Origin of the sequence: Nonomuraea composti (assembly GCF_012034275.1) — a bacterium.
GTDB classification, from domain to species: domain Bacteria; phylum Actinomycetota; class Actinomycetes; order Streptosporangiales; family Streptosporangiaceae; genus Nonomuraea; species Nonomuraea composti.
Window position 1 is genome coordinate 82,248 of the sequence record NZ_JAATEP010000044.1, and the last position, 15,601, is coordinate 97,848.

The window sequence follows — 15,601 nt, forward strand, 5'->3', positions numbered from 1 at the left end:
TGGCACTCGCGACAAGACACAGCTGACATCTCTTGGGAGGCCCAGTGCTGACAAAAGACCATCTATGGTGACGGACACGTCACCGGCGGTGGCGGATTCCGAGGTCATCGCGAGCTGGCTCGACGACCCGGAGCGATTCGCCGCCGTGTTCGACCGCTACGCCGGCACCCTCTACCGGTACGTCTCCTTCAGGCTCGACCCGGAACTCGCCGAGGACCTTGCCCTTCCTGCTCGCCTCCGCCTCCCCGGCATACGCCGTGACCGACAACCAGGACGGATCGATCAACATCGAGATCTACGACCTGCGGGAGCCCGCGCAGCTCGAGCAGGACCTGGCCGGGCGGGGCGTGACGGCTGCCGACTTCACCTATCTGCCGCTCGGCAAGCGCTGCGGCAACACCCGGGCCCCCGCCCTGGAGGGCGACGACGTTGGCGCGGCGGGGCGGGAGCCGACCGCCGGTGACGCTGCCGCGCGGGCCAGGCTCCTGGACCAGCTCCACAGAACGCCCTCCTACCAAGCGATCCGCCCGAAGGACGGCATCACCGTCTACCCTCGCCACATCGAGCGAGGCTAGATCGCGATGCTCGAGATCTGGGAGAACCCCGTCACTCCCACCAAGGATCGTCCCGGGGTCGCCTGGGGGTTCAAGGGGCAACTGACGAACGGGCCCGTCAAGCCGTGCGAGATAGTGGACGACCCGACGGCCGACGACATCGGCGACGCCACACCACCGCCCGGTAGCTGAGCTCCCGGCTCCTGTCAGCCCGCCGCCTCCGGGCCGACGAACAGGATGACCTGCCCCGCGTCACCGTGCAGCCCGTCGTGGACGTACCAGTCCGGCCGCACCTGCGAGGCGGGAACGCCTTTCGGGTACGGCTGGTCGGAGCCCCGGTAGCTGTATCGGTACTCGATCTCCAGGTTCCGCTTCCGCAGGGCGGCCACCGCCTCCAGGACGCGGTAGGCGGTGATGTCCGGCAGCCCGATGCCCTCGCCGGGCGAGTCGCCGGGACCGGTGTCGTACATCTCTCCCGGCTTCGCGGGGCGCCCGAAGACGATGCTGGCGTACGAGCGGTAGTTCACCGGCACCTTGACGGCGACCCCGCAATTCTGGATGCCGCACCTGCCGCTCACGATCTCGGGCCTGCCGGCGGGGTTGTCCCTGTCCTCCAGGAACAGCACCTTGCCGGTCCGGGCGGCGGTGGCGGCCACCACCTGGAGGTCGATGTTCATCTCGCGCCGCCGGAACTCGGCCCGGTAGCGTGCCAGATCGGCTACCGGGTCTTGTATCCGTACGACGAGGTGGTCCGGGGAGGTCGTCGTGGAGGCCTCCGCGAACAGAGAGACGGCCGCGTCGGACGGCAGGGCGACCACCGCCACGACCGCCACCGCCGTGAGCAGCTAGCCCCGTTTTCCGCACGTGTGGATCCGCCGTCAGGACGTGATCACGGCGGGGTTTCCCTCGCTCCAGACGCCAGTGATCCTGCGGTGGGCGAACCGCCAGCCGTCCGGGGTGCGGCGCAGCCGGTCGTCGTAGCGGCCCCCGCCAAGGAACTTCTCGCCGTCGGGCAGGCCGAGGCGGACATGCTGGGCCTGGTAGTAGCACGTGTGCTCGGCCTCGTCACCATGCACCGTGACGACGTGGTTGCCGTTCAGGTGATGGGTGGCGTCGAATCGCTCCAAGCTGGTCCTGATCCTGGCGATGATCGCGTCAGGCCCGCAGAGCCGTTCGCCCGAACCGCTGTACTCCCAGCGAGCGTCGCCGGTGAACAGCCCGCCCAGGGTCTCCCAGTCCCTGGTATCCAGAGCCGTCGCATACGCGATGACGGCGTCCACGATCGCGGTGCGGTCTGCGAGTTCCTGAAGCATCGGGTCGCCTTCCGGTTGGGTGCACGATTTGATACGGAGTCATGATTGGTGACTGTCGAGCCCGGCGGAAGAAGGCACTTTCATGTCTCAGAGTCACATCGATGTGTCAGCCCTGGCCAGCGAGGCGTGCCCGGTCTCGGAGGTCCTCGATCACGTCTCCGGGAAGTGGAGCATCGGCATCCTGGTGGCCGCTGCGCGAGGTCCGGTCCGGTTCACGGAGCTGGAACGTTCGATCAGAGGAATCAGCAGGCGCATGCTCACGCTCAAGCTGCGCAAGCTGGAGCGGGACGGCCTGCTCGTACGCACCGTCCACCCGGTCGTTCCGCCTAGGGTCGAGTACACGCTGACGGAGATGGCCCAGGAACTCCACAAGTCGCTGCTGGAGCTCACCGACTGGGCCAAGCGACACGGCGCCGCCGTCGCCGCCGCCCAGGCCGCCTACGATCGCGAACACGAGGGCTGACGGCAGCGTGCGGAAAACGGGCTAGCCCCATTTTCCGCATGTTGCGGTAAGTGAAGATCGCCGGGTTTGCCGTGGTGATCGTTGTCGCGGTATGACCTGACTGGTGAGACAGCGTGCGCAGTGGGGTCAGGCCAGTGCCGAGAAGATGCTCGGAGCGTTGCCGGTCATCGCGGGGTTTTGCTCGCGGTTACGGATCCGGGAGTTGGTGGATGCGGCCTGCCCGGTGCGCGATGTCGCCGAGTTGACTCATGGGCAGGTGATCGAGGTGCTGGTGGCCAACCGGCTGACCTCGCCCGCCCCTTTGGTGCATGTGCGGGACTGGGCGCGCGCCTGGGCGGTGGGCGAGGCGTTCGGGGTGGATCCGGAGTTGCTCAACGATGACCGGATCGGCCGCGCGCTGGATGCCATCGCCCCGCATCTGGACCAGCTGGCCGGGTCGGTCGGGCTGGCCGCGATCGAGGCGTTCGGCCTGGACGTGGCCCGCCTGCACTGGGACATGACCTCGATCTCGCTGCACGGCGACTACGAGCAGCCCGAGCCCGGATACGCCACGCCGCGCTTCGGTCACCCCAAGGACCGGCGGCCGGACCTCAAGCAGGTCCAGGCCGGGATCGCGGTGGCCGCCGATGGCGCGATCCCGGTCTTGCACCGCGCCTACGACGGCGCGGCCGGTGAGGTCGGGCAGGTCATCGGCGCCATGCAGGGCCTGCAGAAGCTGGTCGGCCCGCAACGCATGCTCATGATCTGCGATTCCAAGCTGATCTCGTATGCCAATCTGGCGGCGATGAGCGCCGCCGGGGTCGCCTTCATCGCGCCGGCCTCCAAACAGTACGTCGGCGCCGCGGCCCTGGCCGGCCAGAAGATCGGCGACGCGACCCAGGTGGACTACGTCGCCGCCCGGGACGAGCGCAAGAGCGCCGACCGGCGCGGTGCCTGGCACGTGCGCGAGGACGACACCATGGCACTGGCCGGGCCGCGCAATAAGGACCCGATCCTGACCCTGCGGCGCATCTTCGTGCACTCCTCCGCCCGCGCCCAGGCCGCCGCCAGCGCCCGGGCCAAGAAACTCGATCGCGCCCGCGACGACCTGGCCCGGCTGGAACGCGGCCTGGGCAGCCGCCACTACCCCACCGAGCAGGCCGTCGCCGACCGCCTTGCCGCGATCGGCCGCGACCGCCGGGCCAGCACCTACCTGACCGCGCGGACCGGCACCGACCCCACCACCGGCAAACCCACCCTGACCTGGCACTTCAACCAGCAGGCGATCGACGCCGAAACCGCCACCGACGGCTGGTACGCCCTGCTCACCAACCTGCCCCCCGAGGCCGCCGACGCCGGACAGGTGCTACGCCATTACAAAGGCCAAGAAGCCGTCGAACGCCGCTACCAGGCCTTCAAGGGCCCGCTGGCCGTCACCAACCTGTACCTGAAGAACAACCGCCGCATCCACGCACTGATCACCGTCATCTGCCTGGCCCTGCTCATCTTCTGCCTGATCGAACGCCAGGCCCGCCAGGCCCTCGCCGACCGCGGCGAAACCAAGGTCAACGGCCTGTACGCCGGACGGCCCGCCGTCCCCACCGGCAGACTCATCCTGGACGCGCTGGCCGGCATCCGGCTGATCCCGGGCACCGGCCAGTCACCCCCGACCATCCCGCAACCCACCGATCTCCAACTCGATCTCCTGGACCTCCTCGACAGCGATCCACGAGACCTCCGCTGAAGATCACTCATGTGCGGAAACGGGGCTAGCCAGCGAGCAGCCGGGGCCGGCGGGAGAGGGGTTCGCTCGCGGTCATAAGGTTCCTTCCTCCGGTCGCGCACCGGTCGAATGATTGATACGCGAACAGGCGCGGCGCCCCAAGGTGGGTGGCGTCTCAATTCGTCTGCTTGAGGGTCCTTATCGTGATCTTGCCAGAATGGAAGCAATCGTGGCGGCGTGTCCTGCTCAGCGGGGGTGCGGAGCCGGCCGCGGCCGGGGCCCGGGCGACGATCGACCGGCTGCAGGCCATGGGCCGCCCGACCGGCACGCACGACGTCTGACCCGCGGCGGGCTCACCGGAAGATCGACGGCAGGCCGCCGCCTTCGAGGTCGTTGGGGCCCGGATCCAGCAGCACCCCGTCCTCCAGATAGGTGAACCCGGGAACGAACTCGCCCATCTCGACCAGCACCCCCTCCACGTCCATCAGTTCTCCCCTGAGGGCGGGCGTGGCGGCGGCCACCGCGTCCCAGTCGATCGCCCGCCCGGCCGGATCGAGGTGCGGCTTGAGATCGACACCTCCGGCCAGCAGGCCCTCCTGGACGACCCACAGGGTCAGCATGCCGCCCATGGCCAGCAGGTCACGCTGCGCCTTCGCCTCGGCGGAGTCGTCCAGCACGAGCTCCTCGACGATGTCACGGACACTCTCCAGATAGGGGAGCGCGAACAGCAGGCCCTGGCGCGCGCCGCCCGGCTCGATGGACGCCTCCAGGACGTAGCAGCTCCGCCTCTCCCACGGCTCCGGAGCCGGCTCGCCGGCCGCCGTGTAAGCCCGGGGGAATCCGCCTTTGACGTCGGGTACGGGTAACTGCCACATTCCGCCGCCAAGTCGCAGCAGGATTCGGTCGCCCTCCGGGTCGTACCAGACGTCCCGGAGGCGCGCGTCGGCCGGCGCCTCCTCGGGCAGAGGCGCCACGGGCCGGAAGGCGCCGCCGCGCCACACCGCGAGCCCCTCGGACGTCACCGCCCACAGGGCGGGGGAGGCCGGGCGGCAGAACAGCAGCTCGATGCCGTCTCCCAGGGGCGGCAGGCGCTCCCAGCGGTCGGAGTCGTCCAGCAGGAACGGGCGATCCTCTTCGTCCACGTAGAACAGCCCGGCGGGCGTCGAGCAGAACAGCCCCGTGCCTCTCGGGGGGCCGCCGCCCGTGACCTTCCGCCAGGCCCCCTCGCGGGTGACCCAGGTCCGGCGCTTGCGGCCGTGCCAGAGGACGACGCGGTCGCGGTCGCAGATCAGCGTGAGGTCGTCGTCGATCTCGTCGAGGTCGGTGAGCGCTTCGCACGGGACGGCGATCTCGTCCGTGTGCCCGCCGGCCGTCCGGCTGAGGGCGCCGCGCCCATCGAGAGTGACGGTGCCGTGCGGGGCCGCGGCGTGCAGGTAGTAGCCGCTGGTCGGCGCGTCCGTCTCGACCCAGTGGTCGCCGTCGAGCCACACGTCGCCGGCGCCTTTGACCGACAGCGCCATGAGGTGACCGCCCACGCTGACCCATGCGGGACGGTCGGGCAGCGCCAGCGGCAGCGGATACGAGATCCACTCGCCTCCGGGGCGGCGGCGCAGGAGCCGGTGCGCTTCGAGCAGGGCCCACTCGCCGCTCGCCTCGTCCACCGCGAACGGCAGGTGGTACCAGCCGGCCCGCATGTAGACCTCGGTCGGGACCCGCTCCTCGCCCCAGGGCTCCGGTTCGGTCCACGGCCCCATGTTCCCGCCGCCGCGCAGCACCTCGGGGCGCCGGGTGAGCGGATTCCACGTCAGGCCGTGGCCCAGGGGGCCGATGCGGGGGCCCGGCTCCCATCCCGAACCGGGCACGAAGTGATGGCCCTGCCCCTCGTGGGTGACGGCCACCAGGCGGCCGTTCTCGTGATCGGCGACCACGAGGGACAGGTGGTCGGTGAAGACGTTTTCCATGCCGGGCAGCGGGCCGGCCACCTGCGCCCACGCGTTCCCGTCGAGCCGGAGAACGGCCCCGTTCCTGCGGACGGCGTAGACGTCGGCGCCGAGAGCGCAGGCGCCGACGACGCCGTCCTCGGGGAGGGGGAGCGGCTCCGGCTCGCCGTGCTCGGGCGTCAGGAGTGCCAGATCCTTGCCCTCGAACGGCCGGCGCTGCCTGCGGACGAAACGGTCGCCCTGCCAGACCCACTGCTCGATCCCGCCGCCTGCCACGCAGTAGAGCACCAGCGCGCCCAGCGAAGGGCTGTAGGCCAGGTGCCGCGACCATCCCTGAACGGGCGAAACCGCCTGCCATCCCGCGTTGCTGATCATGGCAAGTCAGGCTAATGGCAACGAGCCCCAATATCAGCTGAGACCAGTCATGCGACGGATTCGCCGCGTTCGCGGCCCGCCGCACGGTTCGGCGTCGTGATGCTTCGTATACCTTCCCTTTATGTATGAGTTTACGTAAGCTCATTCCTACCTTGGTCGGAAGGAGAAGCGGTGTCCGAGGGGAAGCGGCGGGTCCGGGTGATCGCGCTGGGCGGCACCATCGCCATGACGGCGAAGGACGGCCACGCCGGTGTCATCCCGGCTCTCGACGCGCAGGTACTTGTCGCGGCCGTCCCCGGGCTGAACGCGCTGGCCAGGATCGAGGCGGAGAGCTTCGCCCGCGTGCCCGGCGCCCACCTGACCCTCTCCGACCTGTTGCGGCTGGCCCGCAGGATCGAGCAGCTGATCGGCGAGGGTGTCGAGGGCGTGGTGGTGACCCAGGGCACCGACACGATCGAGGAGAGCGCCATGGCGCTCGACCTGCTGCTGGCCACCGAGCAGCCGGTGATCGTCACCGGGGCCATGCGCGATCCGGCCCGGCCCGGCGCCGACGGCCCCGCCAACGTGCGCGGCGCCGTCCTGGCCGCCGCGAGCGACCGGGCTCGCGGCATGGGAGTGCTGGTGGCCATGAACGACGAGATCCACGCCGCACGGTTCGTCCGCAAGGCCCACACCAGCCGGCCATCGGCGTTCGTGTCGGCCGGCGCGGGCCCGGTGGGCTGGACGGCCGAGGACCGCGTCAGGATCCCGCTGCGGCTGTCGCGGCGCGTGCACATCGGCCTGCCACCGCAGACGGAGAAGATCGCCGCGGTGGCGCTCGTGACCGCGGCCCTCGGTGACGACGGGCGCGCGCTGGGCACACTGCCCGGCCACGGCTACCAGGGCGTGGTCGTGGCCGGGTTCGGGGTGGGACACGTGGCCGGGCGCACGGTGGAGAGCCTGGCCCGCCTCGCACGGGAGATGCCGGTGGTGCTCGCCTCGCGCACCGGCGCGGGCGAGACGTTCACCGGCACCTACGGCTTTCCCGGCTCGGAGCGTGACCTGCTCGGCAAAGGCCTGATCCCCGCAGGCGTGCTGGCCGCACCCCAGGCCCGCGTCCTGCTGGCGCTCGCGCTGAGCGCGGGCTGGAGCGCCACGTCCATCACCGCGGCCTACGACGCCCTTTCGGGATGAGAGAGGTACCCATGACCTACGCCGGCCATCGCGTCGACAGCGCGTGGCTCGAACCGGACGAACACGCGGATCTCGACCTGGTCGTCAACGGCCGCTCCGTACCCGTGCAGGTGCCCGCACGGTGCACCCTGGCCGACGCGCTCAGAGAACGAGGTCTCACCGGGACCCGGCTGGGATGCGAACAGGGCTCGTGCGGCGCCTGCACGATCCTGCTCGACGGCCTGCCGGTCCGCTCCTGCCTGACGCTCGCCGTACAGGCCGAAGGCTGTGCGCTGGAGACCGCCGAACAGGCGCCGCCCAGCCCGGAGCTGAGCGCGTTGCGGCGCGCCTTCCACGAGCACGGGGCCCTGCAGTGCGGGTTCTGCACCTCGGGATTCCTGATGCTGGCCGCCGGCCTGCTGCGCGACGAGCCGGACGCCGGCGCCGCGAGGGTGCGGGAAGTCCTGTCGGCCAACCTGTGCCGGTGCACCGGCGGCGTTCCCATCCTGCGGGCCGTGCTCGCCGCGCAGCGAGAACTGAACGGAGGGCACGCGTGAAACCGCCGCCCTTCGCCTATCGCAGGCCGGCCTCCGTGCAGGAGGCGCTGACCCTGGCCGCGCAGGCGGGGGAGGACGCCAAGTTCATCGCCGGCGGGCAGAGCCTGATGCCCCTGCTGGCGCTGCGCATGTCGCGGCCGAGCCACCTCATCGACATCAACCGTCTTCCCGGCCTGGACGAGCTGCGCCAGAGCGGCGCCGGCCTGCGCGTCGGCGCGCTGGTCCGCCACGCGACGCTGGAACGCGACGCCCGGCTCACCGGCCCCTGGCGTGCCCTGCGCGAGGCGGCGGCCCTCATCGGCCACCATCCCATCAGGCTGCGCGGCACGTTCGGCGGCAGCGCGGCGCACGCCGACCCGTCGGCCGAGCTGCCCGTCGTGGCCGTCGCCATGGACGCGACCTTCGTCGTCCGCTCCACGTCGGGCGAGCGGGAGATCCTGGCGTGCGATTTCTTCGCCGGCCCGCTCATGACCGTGCTCGACCCCGCCGAACTGCTGGTCGAAGCACGCTTCCCGGCTCCGCCGCCGCGCACGCGCAGCGCCTTCGAGGAGTTCGCCCCGCGCGCCGGGGACTTCGCCTTCGCCTCCACCGCCGTCACGCTGAGCACGCGGGACGACGGCACGGTCCAGCAGGCCCGGATCGCGCTCGGCGGAGTGGACGCGGTGCCCGTACGCGCCTACGAGGCCGAGCAGGCACTCGAAGGCGAGCCTCTGACGGACGCCACCGTGCGCGAGGCCGCCGGACGAGCCGCCGCGGGGTGTACCCCGTCCGGCGACGCGCACGCGAGCGCGACCTACCGCAGGCAACTCATCGCCACGCTTGTCGAGCGCGCCCTGTCGCGGCTGAAGGAGGAACGATGACCCACGGCTACATCGGCGCCGGCGTCGAACGCGACGACCGGCACTTCCTCGACGGAACCGCTCAGTACGTCGCCGACGTCAGCCGCGAGGGCCAGCTCCACGCCAGGATCGTGCGCAGCCCCGTCGCGCACGCCCGTATCGTGGCGATCGACGTGGCCGAGGCCCTGGCCCAGCCCGGCGTCGTCACGGTGATCACGGCCGCCGACCTCCCCGACGTGCGCATCCCGATCCGCCTGCCGATGGCCGAGACGCCCGACACCCACAAGTTCCTCCAGCCGCCGCTGGCCCGCGGCGTGGTGCGGTACGTGGGCGAGCCGGTCGCGGTCGTCGTGGCCGCCGACCCCTACCTCGCAGAGGACGCCGCCGAGCTGGTCGATCTCGACCTCGACGAGCTCGACGTGGTGACCGACGTCACCTCCGCCGCCTCCTCCGGGACGCCGCTGGTGCAGCCCGAGGCCGGGACGAACCTCGTCGCGACCGTCCCGCTGACCTTCGGCGACGTCGACGCCGCCTTCGCCCGCGCCGACATCGTGCTCAGGGACCGGCTGCGGGTGCACCGGCACACCGCCGTGCCCATGGAGACGCGCGGCCTGCTGGCCGAGGTGGACCAGGGCACCGGCGTGCTCACCCTGTGGGGCGCGGCGAAGGTCAAGCACTTCACCCGGCAGGCCCTCAGCGGCATGCTCGGGATCGACCCCGAACGCCTCCGCGTCGTCGAGAACCACGTCGGCGGCGGCTTCGGGGTGCGCGGTGAGCCGTACCCGGAGGACTACCTCATCGCCTTCCTCGCGCTGCGGCTCGGCCGGCCGGTCAAGTGGATCGAGGACCGCGCCGAGCACTTCGTCGCCACCAACCACGCCCGCGAGCAGGAGCACGATTTCGAGGTCGCCGCCACGGCCGACGGGCGGCTGCTGGCCTTCCGCGACCGCGCCTGGTGCGATCAGGGGGCCTACGTCCGCTCGCAGGGCATCCTGCCGGCGCTGCTGCCGGCTCAGCATCTGCCGGGACCATACCGATGGGAGGCGTTCGCCGTGGAGGTCCACGGCGTGCTCACCCATCGCACGCCCGTGGGCACCTATCGAGGGCCGGGCATGACGGAGGCCACGTTCGTCCGCGAGCGCATGCTCGACCGGCTCGCCCACGAGCTCCGGCTGGATCCCGCCGAGCTGCGGCGGCGCAACCTGATCGAGCCCGCGCAACTGCCGTGGAACTTCGCGCCCACCCCCATCACCTACGAGAGCGGCGACTTCCCCGCCGGCCTGGACCGGCTGCTCGACCACGCGGGCTACGCCGAGCTGCGCCGGCAGCGGGACGAGCGGCGGGCCCGGGGCGAGCACGTGGGCATCGGCCTGGCCGCCTACACCGAGATCGGCGGCATCGGGCCGTTCGAGGAGGCCAGGATCGTCCCGCGCCCCGACGGCGGGTTCGTCGCCCACGTCGGCGTCGGCTCCCTGGGCCAGGGCGTGGAGACCGTGCTCGCCCAGATCGCCGCGGACAAGCTCGGCGTGGCGATGCAGGACATCACCATCGACCACCACGACACCGACCAGCTCGCCCACGGCTTCGGCTCCTTCGCCAGCCGCGCCACCACTCTGGCCGGCAACGCCCTGGCCCTGGCGGCCGAGGACCTGCGCTCCCGGGCCGCGGACAAGCTCGGCGTGCCCAGCGCGGACGTGGAGCTCGGCGAGGGGCGGGCCACGGCGCCCTCCGGCCGGTCGGTGCCGCTGAGCGACCTGGGCGAGGGCTGGGGCCGCTTCGACAAACCTCATCCCAGCTTCTCCTTCGGCGCCGTCCTGTCGCTCGTCTCGATCGACGCCGGAACGGGGCAGGTGCGGGTCCTGCGCCATCTCGTGCTGCACGACGTCGGCCGCGCCGTCAACCCGGTGCTGCTGCGCCGCCAGCTCACCGGCGCGGCGGCGCAGGGGATCGGCGCGGCCCTGCTCGAGGAACTGCTGTACGACGAGTACGGCCAGCCGCTGTCGACCCTCCTGTCCGACTACCGCATCCCGACAGTCGAGGAACTGCCCGACATCGAGGTCATCGTCGAGGAGCGGCCCACCCCGGCCAACCCTCTCGGCATCAAGGGAGGCGGCGAATCGGGCATGGTCGGCACTCCCGCCGCCATCGCCAACGCCGTGGCCGACGCGCTCGGCCCCGCGGACGGCGCCCGGGTGTGGCGGCTGCCGCTCACGCCCGGCCGGGTCCGCGAGCTGCTCCGCTCCACCTGATCAGGAGGTATTCGTGTACTGCTGGCCCGCCCCCGTCGTCCCCGAGATGACCGAGCGCCAGAAGGGATTCTTCGCCCCCAACCTGAGCCCGGTCGGTCTCGAGCTCATCCCCACTGAGCTGGCCAAGGGCGTCTACGCGTTGATGGCCAACCGGCTGCCCAAGGACAACAACGGCCTGATCGTCGGCAGCAAGGGCGCGCTCGTCGTGGACACGGGCATCACCCCCGGCGTCGGCGCCTACATCCAGGACGTGGTCAGGAAGATCACCGACAAGCCCATCATGTACGTCGCCAACACCACCTACCACGGCGACCACACCTTCGGAAACGTCGCCTTCCCCGACGACGTGCCGATCGTTTCCTCCCGGCTCAACAAGGCGGCGATGACCGACCTGGAGATGGAGAAGAGCCTGCGCGGCGAGAGCATGTACGGCGATCCGGGCATGGAGGAGGTCGTCACCTGGCGAGAGCCGGACATCGTCTTCGACCGCTTCTGCGAGATCGACCTGGGCGGCCGCGTCGTGCACCTGTGGCACTTCGGCATCGGCAACGGCTCGGGCGACACGCTCGTCCACGTGCCCGATGCGCGAGTGGTGTGGGCCGGCAACTTCCTGCGGCACGCGGGCATGCCGCCCATGCTGCTGGCCGGCGACCCCATCGGCTACACCCGATCCATCCGTGCCATGAAGGCCACGCTCGAACTCGACCGCTTCGTGCCCGGCCACGGCCCGCTCAGCGACGCCGAGCCGTCCGTGAGCTGGATGCTGGCCTACCTGGAGAACCTCGCCGCCAGCGTCCACCGGTATCGCGGCGAGGGCATGGACCTCGACACCATGATGGACACGATCGAGCTCAAGGACCGGCTCACGCTGCCCCCGGACGTCCCGGGCGCGGACCGCTTCCCCGCGCTGATGGACTCCCTGCACCGGCTGAACGTCGTGCTCACCTACCGCTACCTCGAAGCGACGGCACCACGATGACCATGCGCATCGACAACGACTTCGCCGTCCCGCTGCCGGTGGACGACGCCTGGACGACGCTGCTGGACGTCGGCCGGATCGCCGCCTGCATGCCGGGGGCGGAGCTCGACTCGGTCGACGGCGACGTGTTCTCCGGCCGGGTCAAGGTCAAGGTGGGCCCGGTGAGCCTGACCTACAAGGGCCAGGCCGAGATCACGGGAAGGGACGCGGCCTCTCACGTCGCCGTGCTGGTGGCCCGGGGGCGCGACGCCCGCGGCAACGGGACGGCCGGCGCCACCGTCACCATGCGGCTGACCGGCGACGGCGACCGCACCCGGGTGCACCTGCTCACCGAGCTCGACGTCACCGGGCGGCCCGCCCAGCTGGGCCGCGGAGTGATGACCGAGGTCAGCAACCGGATCATCAACCAGTTCGCCGACGAACTGGCCGCCAAGCTGGCCACCGAACGCACGACCGCCATCCCGGCCACCGAACACACGACCGCCGTCCCGGCCGCGGCCGCCGGCGTCGACGGCACGAAGCCCGCCGCGGTGCCGGAGCACGGCATCCCGGCCCGTCCCGCGCGCGAGATCAACGTCCTCAGCCTGGCAGGCCGCTCGCTCGCGGCCCGCCTCTGGCAGCGCATCGTCCGCCTGTTCGGCCACCGCTGACGGACCCGACCCCTTCCCCAGGAGCACCATGCCCACCGGCACCCGCATCACCGGCGTCGACATCGACTTCCTGTCCATCCCGCTCGACCGGCCCCTGGTCACCGCGGCCTTTCCCATCCCCGCCATCGACACCGCCCTCGTCCACGTCCGCACCTCTGCCGGTCACACCGGCGTGGCCTGGAGCTTCGCCTTCGGCCAGGGCAAGGTGGCGGCGCTGGTCAGGCTCATCGACGACCTCGCCGACATCCTGGTCGGCGCCGACGCGCTGGAGACCGAACGCCTGTGGGCCCGCATGTCCAAGGCGGTCGGGTTCGTCGGCAGGCAGGGCCTGGCCGCGCTGGCGATCTCCACCCTCGACACCGCCTGCTGGGACATCAAGGGCCAGGCCGCGGGCCTGCCGGTGCACCGCCTGCTCGGCGGCTACCGCGACAGCGTGGAGGTGTACGCCAGCCAGGGACTGTGGCTGGACCGCTCACGCGACGAGCTGGCCAAGGAGGCACAGGGCCTGGTCGAGCAGGGATTTCGCGCCGTCAAGATGCGAGCCGGGCTGCCCGAGGAGGACGAGGACGTGGCCCGCGTCGCCCTGGTCCGCGAGGCCATCGGGCCAGGCGTCAAGCTGATGGTCGACGCCAACCAGGCGTGGGACCTCAAGCAGACGCTGCGCATGGCCGCCCGGCTCGCCCCGTACGAGCTGACCTGGCTGGAGGAGCCGATGCCGTACACGCAGGTGGACGCGTACGCCATCGCACGCCGGGCGATGGACATGCCGCTGTGCACCGGGGAGTCCAACTATCTCAAGGCCGAGCTGATGACCCTGGCCGGGCAGGGCGGTGCCGACTACATCATGCCCGACCTCATGCGGATGAGCGGCATGACGGAGCTGGTCAAGGCGGCCCATCAGTGCGAGAGCCTTGAGCTGCCGGTCACGCCGCACCTGTTCATGGAGCACTGCCTGCACCTGGCGGCGGGTCTGCCGAACGTCGTGTGGCAGGAGTTCCAGCCCTGGTGGCAGCCGATCATGCAGGAGCCGCTGCAGGTGGTGGACGGCTGTGTCCCGGCCGGTGACCGGCCCGGTTTCGGCATCGTCCTGTCCCAGGAGGCCGTGGAAAGGTACCGCGTCTGATGCCCGCGGCCGTGGAAAGGGACCGTGTCTGATGCCCGACGCCGATCTGCTCATCACCGGTGGCACGCTGGTCACCTCACAGGGCCGCCGCCGCGCCGACGTCGCCGTGCGCGACGGTCGCGTCCTGACACTGGACGGCGCCGGCCTGTCCGCCGCCCGCACGGTCGACGCCACCGGCCTGCTGCTCCTGCCCGGCGGCGTCGACACGCACGTGCACCTCATGGACCCGGGCAGCACTGACCGTGAGGACTTCCCCAGCGGGACCCGTGCCGCCGCCGTGTCCGGCGTGACGACCATCATCGAGCACTCCCATGGCAGGCCGGTACGGACCGTGCGTGACCTGGAGGAGAAGGCCGCCTACCTGAGCGGCCGGTCCAACGTCGACTTCGCCCTGGCCGCGCACGCGTGGCCGGGCGACCCCGGCGCCGTCGCGCCCCTGTGGGAGGCCGGGGCCGCGTTCTTCAAGGTGTTCACCTGCACCACCCACGGCATCCCCGGCCACGACGCGGCCGCGCTGCGCGCGCACCTGCGGGCCACGGCCGACGCGGGCGCGATCAGCCTTATCCACTGCGAGGACGACTCGCTCACCGCTGCGGCCGAGTCCGTGCTGCGCGCGGCCGGGCGCGAAGACCCCGGCATCCTGCCCGAATGGCGCGACCGGGACGCCGAGGTGGTCGCGGCCGCCGTCGCCGCCCTGCTCATCCGGCGCACCGGCGCGCGAGCCACGGTGGCGCACGTCAGCCATCCCGAGGTCGCCGCCTACCTGGCCGCCGAACGCGCTCGCGGGGCGCGGCTGTACGCCGAGACCTGCCCCCAGTACCTGCTGCTGCGCGAGGACGAGGTGCACACGCACGGCCCGTTCCGCAAGTTCACCCCGCCGGCGCGCGCCAGGCACGACCAGGACGAGGCCGCGCTGTGGCGGCTGCTGCGCGAGGGCGAACTCACCCACGTCTCCTCCGACCACGCGCCCTCCACCCCCGCGCAGAAGAGTGCCGGCGGCATGTGGGACGTGCACTTCGGGCTTCCCGGACTGGACAGCACCATGGCGGTGCTGCTCAGCGCGGCGGCGCGCGGGATGCTCGCCTACGAGGACATCGCCCGGCTCTACAGCGAGGCTCCCGCCCGGATCTACGGCCTGTGGCCCCGCAAAGGCCGCATTGCCCCGGGCGCGGACGCCGACCTCGTGCTGGCCGACCCGCAGGAGCGCTGGCGGCTGCGCAACGAGGACGTGCTGTCCAAGGCGGGCTGGACCCCGTACGACGGCATGGACATGACCGGGCGCGCCGTGGCCACGTACCTGCGCGGCGAGCTCATCGCCGAGCACGGCAAGCCGGCCGACCGGCGTACGGGGCGGCTGATCACCCGGCGGCGTACGCCCGGATGACGCTTTTCGGGTCACCCCGTCCTCGGCCACGGGCCGCGCCACCTTCACCGGCTTGTGTCTCTGTCCCTGTTCGGCCGCAGCCCTCTGGGCAAGGGCGATCCGTCCCTGTCCCATGGAGGCCGGCTCATGCACGAGGGACGCGCGCGCCTGGTCACCACGTCACCGTGACATGGGGCAGGCCGTAGGCGGTGGTGTCATGCTCGAACCGTGGTTGCGGTTGTGTCAGTCGCAGGCCGGGAAGACGGGTGAGGAGCGTGCTGGAGATGGTCTCCAGTTGCAGCCGGGCCAGCTCTTGAACGTTGCGCCGAAGATCGGGCACGC

General features: G+C 71.4%; 16 protein-coding genes. 13 read left to right on the forward strand and 3 right to left on the reverse strand.

Annotated elements, in window-relative coordinates; genetic code table 11:
* The first annotated feature begins 257 nt into the window (after nucleotides 1-257).
* Nucleotides 258-575 carry a hypothetical protein gene (locus HCN51_RS42560; protein ID WP_206068533.1) on the forward strand — a complete coding sequence of 106 codons (318 nt, stop codon included), beginning with the start codon at nucleotides 258-260 and terminating at the stop codon, nucleotides 573-575.
* 6 nt (nucleotides 576-581) lie between these two features.
* Entirely contained in the window at nucleotides 582-746 is a 165-nt protein-coding gene (locus HCN51_RS42565) for a hypothetical protein (RefSeq protein WP_168017678.1), read from the forward strand.
* A 14-nt stretch (nucleotides 747-760) separates the two neighbouring features.
* Here the strand turns inward: HCN51_RS42565 and HCN51_RS42570 are convergent, their stop codons facing one another.
* A complete protein-coding gene (locus tag HCN51_RS42570) occupies nucleotides 761-1,378 on the reverse strand; it encodes a hypothetical protein (protein ID WP_168017679.1) in 618 nt (205 codons plus the stop codon).
* A gap of 54 nt (nucleotides 1,379-1,432) precedes the next feature.
* The gene (locus tag HCN51_RS42575) at nucleotides 1,433-1,867 is read right to left on the reverse strand and encodes a nuclear transport factor 2 family protein (protein WP_168017680.1); all 435 of its coding nucleotides are present in this window, start codon (nucleotides 1,865-1,867) and stop codon (nucleotides 1,433-1,435) included.
* Between the two features lie 82 nt (nucleotides 1,868-1,949).
* On the opposite strand from HCN51_RS42575, the gene HCN51_RS42580 reads away from it, so the two are divergent.
* The 3 genes from HCN51_RS42580 (at nucleotide 1,950) to HCN51_RS42590 (ending at nucleotide 4,373) form a co-directional block, all read left to right on the forward strand.
* Entirely contained in the window at nucleotides 1,950-2,330 is a 381-nt protein-coding gene (locus HCN51_RS42580; protein WP_168017681.1) for a winged helix-turn-helix transcriptional regulator, read from the forward strand.
* A gap of 103 nt (nucleotides 2,331-2,433) precedes the next feature.
* A complete protein-coding gene (locus HCN51_RS60405; protein ID WP_428981570.1) occupies nucleotides 2,434-4,053 on the forward strand; it encodes an IS1634 family transposase in 1,620 nt (539 codons plus the stop codon).
* A gap of 182 nt (nucleotides 4,054-4,235) precedes the next feature.
* On the forward strand, nucleotides 4,236-4,373 hold the full coding sequence (locus HCN51_RS42590; RefSeq protein ID WP_168017682.1) for a hypothetical protein: 138 nt from the start codon (nucleotides 4,236-4,238) through the stop codon (nucleotides 4,371-4,373).
* Between the two features lie 12 nt (nucleotides 4,374-4,385).
* On the opposite strand, the gene HCN51_RS42595 is transcribed toward HCN51_RS42590, so the two are convergent.
* Entirely contained in the window at nucleotides 4,386-6,347 is a 1,962-nt protein-coding gene (locus HCN51_RS42595) for a hypothetical protein (protein ID WP_168017683.1), read from the reverse strand.
* A 171-nt stretch (nucleotides 6,348-6,518) separates the two neighbouring features.
* Between HCN51_RS42595 and HCN51_RS62630 the strand changes: the two genes are divergently transcribed.
* Genes HCN51_RS62630 through HCN51_RS42635 form a run of 8 tightly spaced genes read left to right on the forward strand, consistent with a single transcriptional unit; the run spans nucleotide 6,519 to nucleotide 15,280 of the window.
* On the forward strand, nucleotides 6,519-7,520 hold the full coding sequence (locus HCN51_RS62630; protein WP_206068534.1) for an asparaginase domain-containing protein: 1,002 nt from the start codon (nucleotides 6,519-6,521) through the stop codon (nucleotides 7,518-7,520).
* Complete coding sequence (locus tag HCN51_RS42605) at nucleotides 7,517-8,056, forward strand: (2Fe-2S)-binding protein (protein ID WP_240973821.1); 540 nt, start codon at nucleotides 7,517-7,519, stop codon at nucleotides 8,054-8,056. The genes HCN51_RS62630 and HCN51_RS42605 overlap by 4 nt, the downstream gene beginning before the upstream one ends.
* A complete protein-coding gene (locus tag HCN51_RS62635) occupies nucleotides 8,053-8,916 on the forward strand; it encodes an FAD binding domain-containing protein (protein ID WP_168017684.1) in 864 nt (287 codons plus the stop codon). Before HCN51_RS42605 ends, HCN51_RS62635 begins: the two co-directional genes overlap by 4 nt.
* Nucleotides 8,913-11,144, forward strand: a complete 2,232-nt coding sequence (locus HCN51_RS42615; protein ID WP_168017685.1) for a xanthine dehydrogenase family protein molybdopterin-binding subunit — start codon at nucleotides 8,913-8,915, stop codon at nucleotides 11,142-11,144. The genes HCN51_RS62635 and HCN51_RS42615 overlap by 4 nt, the downstream gene beginning before the upstream one ends.
* Before the next feature lie 13 nt (nucleotides 11,145-11,157).
* Nucleotides 11,158-12,123 carry an MBL fold metallo-hydrolase gene (locus tag HCN51_RS42620; protein ID WP_168017686.1) on the forward strand — a complete coding sequence of 322 codons (966 nt, stop codon included), beginning with the start codon at nucleotides 11,158-11,160 and terminating at the stop codon, nucleotides 12,121-12,123.
* Nucleotides 12,124-12,125: 2 nt separating this feature from the next.
* Nucleotides 12,126-12,773, forward strand: a complete 648-nt coding sequence (locus HCN51_RS42625) for an SRPBCC family protein (protein ID WP_168017687.1) — start codon at nucleotides 12,126-12,128, stop codon at nucleotides 12,771-12,773.
* 28 nt (nucleotides 12,774-12,801) lie between these two features.
* Complete coding sequence (locus HCN51_RS42630; RefSeq protein WP_168017688.1) at nucleotides 12,802-13,896, forward strand: mandelate racemase/muconate lactonizing enzyme family protein; 1,095 nt, start codon at nucleotides 12,802-12,804, stop codon at nucleotides 13,894-13,896.
* A 31-nt stretch (nucleotides 13,897-13,927) separates the two neighbouring features.
* Nucleotides 13,928-15,280: a dihydroorotase gene (locus HCN51_RS42635; protein WP_168017689.1), complete on the forward strand. Its 1,353-nt coding sequence runs from the start codon at nucleotides 13,928-13,930 to the stop codon at nucleotides 15,278-15,280.
* The last annotated feature ends 321 nt before the right edge of the window (nucleotides 15,281-15,601 follow it).